The organism is Hydrocoleum sp. CS-953 (assembly GCF_002260545.1).
Lineage (GTDB): Bacteria > Cyanobacteriota > Cyanobacteriia > Cyanobacteriales > Microcoleaceae > Trichodesmium.
Map to the genome: position 1 here is coordinate 1 of NZ_LGSU01001003.1, position 5,955 is coordinate 5,955.

4 protein-coding genes are annotated in these 5,955 nt (G+C 33.2%); all 4 read left to right on the top strand.

What is annotated here, in order from left to right:
- Positions 1-1,285 (top strand): hypothetical protein (locus tag AFK68_RS14345; RefSeq protein ID WP_143437876.1); only part of this gene is annotated, 1,285 nt, incomplete at its 5' end.
- Positions 1,286-2,653: 1,368 nt separating this feature from the next.
- Positions 2,654-4,114, top strand: coding sequence for a GTP-binding protein (locus tag AFK68_RS14350; protein ID WP_094673393.1), 1,461 nt, complete (start codon positions 2,654-2,656; stop codon positions 4,112-4,114).
- Between the two features lie 339 nt (positions 4,115-4,453).
- Positions 4,454-4,609, top strand: a complete 156-nt coding sequence (locus AFK68_RS36820; RefSeq protein WP_168186473.1) for a hypothetical protein — start codon at positions 4,454-4,456, stop codon at positions 4,607-4,609.
- Between the two features lie 49 nt (positions 4,610-4,658).
- Positions 4,659-4,820, top strand: a complete 162-nt coding sequence (locus AFK68_RS36825) for a hypothetical protein (protein ID WP_168186474.1) — start codon at positions 4,659-4,661, stop codon at positions 4,818-4,820.
- The last annotated feature ends 1,135 nt before the right edge of the window (positions 4,821-5,955 follow it).

Consider the following 5,955-nt stretch of genomic DNA (forward strand, 5'->3'; position numbering starts at 1 on the left):
AGACAAATCCCAGTATGAACAGTATATCTATAACCATTTTCTCCAATTGATAGACCTAGAGTCATCAGAAGAGATAATAGAAAGGTTTAGAATTTTATTTATTAATGGTTCTGGATATCCTGATAGAGAAGTAGCTAAAGCACTAGAAAGAATTATTGCATTATTGCAAGTTGAGGAAGAATTTAATTTTATCCTCAATCGCTGCTGTCATATAGTTATTAATAGAAAGCGACTCTACAACTATAAAAGAGATGTATTGCTAGACTTAATTAAACTATTTGATAGTATTAAGAATAAACCAATACAACGTTACTACGGTTCCCGCAGTAGTAAGAAACTGTTTGACCTAGTTCAGGCATTCACAACAAGTGAGCAGTACCTAACTTTAAAACGTTTTGCAGAATTAATAAACCAAGAAGCAAGAAGTTATAAAAATAGTCATAGTGCTTTAGCTCAACCTTTGAGAACTCTAATTCCACGTTATCCTTACTTATACCAACATTGTTTAATTACCTCAGACAATAGCTATGAACATCAGCAAGCTATTAAAAATATGCAACGACAAAAACAGAAAAAATTTGAAATAGACTTATCTCACTATGTAACTCATCAAATTAGACATGGAGTAATAAATACTTCCAAGTTGAGAGATTCAAAGTTTACAGAGTCTAGTTGGGAAAACACGAACAAAATTCAAAATCCTACTCTTTTAAGCCCTGGAGAATTATTATCAGCTATTAGACAATTTGTAGGTAAAGTTGAGAATGGCAAGAACTACCAAGATTATGCAAAAAGTTTCCTAACTCATGTCAGACAACCTCAATCATATGGTTGCTTTAAAGAAAGCTTCTATGAATACTTAAGTTCATCATTTGATTTCGACTCCAGGTATGTTAAGAACCAGTTTAAGAACAAACTATATCAGCAACTAAAAAATACCATACCTCACAATGATGATAAAAAATTTAACGACTTTTTACTAATGAGAACCTGTAATCAAATGTTAGGTTTTTTAGTTGTAGAAAGCATTCAAAAACCACAACACTTTTTATTTCTCAATCTGATGGCTAATATGGGACCAATAGCAACTACCAGTCTCCTCCTAAAAATAGTTTTGGTTTGCTATAGAGTCAAGCCATACCTAGAAAAGCGATTAGCAATACTATTTAACCATTATGAAGCATCTACAAGAGAAGCAGTGATATGGTTAGTAAAAGCATTAGAAAATATACAAGTTGCCTTGACTACCAACTTTGGCAGGATTGATTTATCTTTTATTAATTAAAAGGAAATAATAAATATTATCACAAGACAAAATTCAAAAAAGATACCTGAAGTAAAATTATTTGAAAAACTACATATTAAAGATTTGTGCCTCTCTTAAATTCTCAGTCCTAACTCCTATTCATTAATTGATAATTGATAATTGATAATGGATATTATCTGAAGGAAAACACTCACGGAATTGAATATAAGGAAATCTCCTAGCACTTTTTTTATCTCTGTCTGAATTACTTAATAATTGAAGTTTCACCCAACTATAGCATTAGTTTTTGTAATTGGTATTAAAGGGAACAGAAAATAAGTAAGCATTCAGCTATTAGCTCTAAGAACCTGTACTTAAGGACTGGGTTTAAATGAATATNGCTGTATTATTAAAAACAGTCCGAAAACAACTATAGCATTAGTTTTTGTAATTGGTATTAAAGGGAACAGAAAATAAGTAAGCATTCAGCTATTAGCTCTAAGAACCTGTACTTAAGGACTGGGTTTAAATGAATATAGACTTTGGAATTGACTTTTGTAGTAAGATTTTTAATTTCTTAATTAGATATTGCTTTTCATAAGTGATAAAAGCAATAGCTGTTTTGCTGCGCGACATGTTTGCGGAGCATTCCCTATACGAAAAAGCGTTGAGGCTAAGAGCCGAGATGAATGCGGAGCATTCCCTATACGAAGAAGCGCAACTCCTCCGCAGGAGGCAAGAGGCTAGCTGACCGCTGAATGCTTAGGAAAACAATAGAAATGTTATAATACTTAAAGATATTATATATAAAAAAAATATAAGGAGTTTGTGAATAGGCAAAAATTAATAACTAAAGGGAAATATCAAAAACTCTAATTCTCTACTATGGAGTTAAAGGTTATTCATTTATCCATTCCCGAATATCCTAGAACTCTCTACTTAATTAAGTTAATAATTCCCTCAATATTTAGGGTTTGCTGAAAAAGTATTTTTTAAGGATTAGGGGAAGGGAAATATCAAAAACTCTAATTCTCTACTATGGAGTTAAAGGTTATTTATTTATCCATTCCCGAATATCCTAGAACTCTCTACTTAATTAAGTTAATAATTCCCCCAATATTTAGGGTTTGCTGAAAAAGTATTTTTTAAGGATTAGGGGAGCGGAAGAGTAGGTAGGGACGTTGCATAAGGGCGTCCCTACGGGAGTAATTTTTTTTATCAACTATGCGCCCAAAATCCTGAGTTTTTGACCATAAATAGCTGAAAATTAGGTACTTTTTCCCGACCTAAAAATGCTAAAACTTCTATATGTAAATTCTTTAATATTTAATCAGCAAACCCTATTTAGTAATTAACTATTAGGTTTTTTATTTTTTTTCCCTGTCTTGGTTTTAAGGTAAGTTATCAATGAATCTAGATAAAGAACTAGACAAAACAATATCAAACTTTGCAGATATTCAAGCAGAACTTAACATTTGTAACGCTAAAGATGCTTTAAAAGATATCGTAAATAATCTGGATTTAACTCCAGAAGAAAGAGCAGGATTAGACTCAGAAATTTCTGGGTTAGAATCAATGTTGGAAAAGTTAGAAAAAGCTTCTGTTTATATTGCCGTATTTGGCATGGTAGGTCGAGGTAAATCTTCACTTCTCAATGCTTTATTAGGAGAAAAAGTATTTAAAACAGGTCCAATTCATGGTGTTACTAAAACTACACAAATTAGACAATGGGAATTAGGGAGAGAAAATTTAAGAGAAATAGAATCATCATCTACAAATTCTCTAACTTCCTACAGAATATCTCAAGTGGAACTGATTGATACTCCTGGTATAGATGAAGTAGATGGAGAAACTAGGGAATTGATGGCCCGACAAGTAGCAAAACAAGCAGATTTACTTCTATTTGCTGTAGCAGGAGATATTACCCAAGTAGAATATGAAGCTCTTTCTTACTTACGAGATGCTGGTAAACCAATTTTGCTGGTGTTTAACAAAATAGACCAATACCCAGAAGCAGATAGGTTAGCTATATATAATAAAATTCGTGATGAACGAGTTCGTGAATTACTCTCACCAAATGAAATAGTTATGGCCGCCGCTTCTCCACTGCTTGCTAAGGCTGTCCAACGTTCCGATGGTAGTCTTAAGGTAGAGATGGTACGAGGAGAACCTCAAGTAGAAGATTTAAAGCTGAAAATATTAGAAATTTTAGATAAAGAAGGTAAATCTTTAGTGGCGCTCAATAGTATGCTTTATGCTGATGATGTGAATGAGCAGTTAGTACGCCGGAAAATAGAAATTCGCTCCCAAAGTGCAGATCGGGTAATTTGGAAGGGAGTAATGACTAAGGCAATGGCGATCGCTCTCAACCCTGTAACTGTGGTAGATATTCTCAGTGGGGCAATAGTTGATGTAGCTATGATATTGACTTTATCCAAGTTATATGGTATCAGGATGAGTCAAACTGGAGCAGTAGATTTATTACAAAAGATAGCTATTAGTATGGGTGGTATAACTGCCAGTGAATTAGTGGCAAATCTAGGATTAAGTTCTCTGAAAGGATTATTGGGTTTAGCTGCACCTGTTACTGGGGGGTTATCTTTAGCACCCTATTTGTCTGTAGCAGTAACTCAAGCAGCAGTGGGAGGTTTATCATCTTATGGAATTGGACAAATAACTAAAACTTATCTTGCTAATGGTGCATCTTGGGGAGAAGAAGGTCCGAAAGCTGTAGTGAGTAATATTTTGGCATCTTTGGACGAAAATTCCATTATGGGTCGCATCAAAGATGAGTTAATTAATAAGTTGAAAATCAAAGATTTCAGGCAAAATCAGGACACTGAAAAGGGAAAAGGGAACAGGGAATAGAGAGTAAATTAGGATGTGTAATTAATTTTGTTTAGGAACTTAGTAGAGATTAACTAATAAAAAAGTCTAATTGACTGCTAGTAGGATAATTTATTAATTAATGAAGATTAGCAATTTTCAGTAAATTCATAATAGATGATTGGTCAACAAGAAGTATGATTATATTTATTCTGGGAATTTGATGTGACTTTCTACACAATTTTTTCTAAAAAGGGTTATTGATAGAAAAGGTATGTTTTAGTGTCAAAATTTTGCATAAGCTGAACCAGGCTTAGAAATATTAAGAATTTGACTGTGTTGTAACATAGACTAAAACTATTAGATTCCGAAACAGAACAAATGAACAATCAAGCTAACTCAATCACTCAAAACTCTAAGAACATCAGCAAAAATCAATCAAATATACAAGAAAGTCATGTAGGATTAGTGGAATTACAACTAGAGGACTTGGATAAAGTAGTTGGCGGTAAACTCCAGAGTGGAGACCTTTCTTAACAGTTACAAATTAAATCAAAATAATTCCTCATTCTATAAGGAGAGAAATATGAAGAAAACTAATTCCAAAACAAAACAACAAAGTACAAAGGTTAATAAAACTCAAAGCAATAAAACAGACAAAGACTGGGTAGAATTGCATGAACATGAGATGGAAGGTATTGCTGGAGGTACGACTGGATGGTTTAGTACAGGCGAGGAACTGGATTAAGTTGTTCTTCCTCATCAGCCATTTTCTAGTACGGGCGGAAATATAAGGCTCCTATCAACTAAGTGCAGCGAGTCAGATAAATTAAATGCTTTAAAACCTTTATTATCTGTTGATATATCAATAGAGTTGCCTATCAGATTAATTTTCACCTGATAGGCAATTTTATACTAATCTTCAATTGGTTCAATACTCAACGCATTTTTGGAAAATCTTTTATAACTGCTTTAAGCCATCGCTTTACTATCTAATTAAAAATCCTAACTCCTCGCTTCGTGATAGAGATTTTTAATCAGTTTCATTAAAAAGAATGTCGTAAAAAAGACATAAAAAACTCAAGATAAAAACAATCAGAAGTCATACAACAAACAGAATTGAATAATCACATTCAAAATACCCTTTTTCCCAGACATAAAAATCATCCTTGCGTCCATTGTCACTAACTATTTTCTCAGCCAACTATTATCAACCTCCCAATCTAAATAACGTAAATTTTCAGCTAAGGAAATCATTATAGTTATCAAGATAAATCAATTAATTAGTGCTTGCTGATTAAATATTAAAGCATTGACAGGTAAAGGTTTGAGAGGTTTTAGGTCTGGAAAAAGTACAAGGTTTTTGCTCCTTAGAGCTGCATAAAGTTAGGATTTTGGGTTGACTCATAGCTGAAAAATCAAGGGATAATTNCTTAGAGCTGCATAAAGTTAGGATTTTGGGTTGACTCATAGCTGAAAAATCAAGGGATAATTCTTCCTCCTGCCTCCTCGCTCATTCCTTACTACTCCTGTCTCCTGTCTCCTGTCTCCTGACTCCTACCCTCACCCATAAGACTTTTTCAGCAAACCCTAATTAAACAAGGAGCAAGAACAATAGTTTTCACAACTTCCCTATCTATTAAATCAAGTTTTTGGCAAGCTATATGATACCTCTAAATTCTCTGGCAACCCCGCAGAAGACCCTAGAATTCAGTCATTACAAAATATTTCTATTCCGGAATTAGTTAAAGTTTTAGAACAATATTCTTATGTAACTAAAATTCACGTTCAAAGTTTAAATTATGTTTGTAATGTTGTTAAACCAGGTAAATTAAAAGTATTACTCGATGAGATTTATTTTGAAGAAGCTGGTGATGGAAATC